1 protein-coding gene is annotated in these 311 nt (G+C 43.7%); it reads right to left on the minus strand.

What is annotated here, in order from left to right:
- The coding region (locus HC175_RS22460) for an Rnase Y domain-containing protein (protein ID WP_168140034.1) at nucleotides 1–311 on the minus strand (311 nt) is incomplete at both ends.

A 311-nucleotide genomic window follows, 5' to 3' on the forward strand; every position in this document is an offset into this window, starting at 1 on the left:
TTGAAGACCGAAACGCAGTTGTCTATTGCCTCTTCGGTACCTATACGCTGAATCGTGTTGATAATGATCTTCTTGGCTTCCTGTTGAGCGGTAAGTTTTGCTTCTTCAATAGTGTCCTGAACCATGGCCATAGCATCGGCCTTAGCAGTATCTTTTAATGATTCTATAAGTTGCGCTTTGGCATCTTCGGCAGAAAGTCCGGAGATCACTTCCAGTTGCTGAACTTTACTGTTGTGAAGTTTATCCACTTCTTCCTGTTTTCTCTCCAGGATCTCATTGCGGTGGTCGTAATCGGCAATCTTTTCTTCAAG

This window comes from Salinimicrobium oceani, assembly GCF_012037645.1.